This window comes from Mesorhizobium amorphae (genome assembly GCF_014843845.1).
Classification (GTDB): domain Bacteria; phylum Pseudomonadota; class Alphaproteobacteria; order Rhizobiales; family Rhizobiaceae; genus Mesorhizobium; species Mesorhizobium amorphae_A.
In genome coordinates, this window is the sequence record NZ_JHQS01000070.1 from 1 (window position 1) to 223 (window position 223).

The 223-nt window shown below is 58.3% G+C and carries 1 protein-coding gene; it reads left to right on the forward strand.

Going from position 1 to position 223, the window contains the following annotated elements; translation table 11 throughout:
- Positions 1–45 precede the first annotated feature (45 nt).
- Positions 46–223, forward strand: a 178-nt coding sequence (locus DH08_RS30025; RefSeq protein ID WP_192182883.1) for a 2Fe-2S iron-sulfur cluster-binding protein, incomplete at its 3' end; no start/stop codon positions are given.

Below are 223 nucleotides of genomic sequence, written 5' to 3' on the forward strand. Positions count from 1 at the left end.
TGGGACCTTCGATGCTGCGTTGGGCGCGCCTGCGGAGGTCATACTGTGACATTTTACAGGCTCGAAGATGGTGGACTTATTCAGCGCGACGCCCCGCTGAGCTTCTCATTTGACGGAAAGCGTCTGTCCGGATACCGCGGAGACACCTTGGCGTCAGCGCTGCTGGCGAATGGGCAGATGATATTTGGGCGCAGCTTCAAATACCATCGCCCACGAGGCGTAC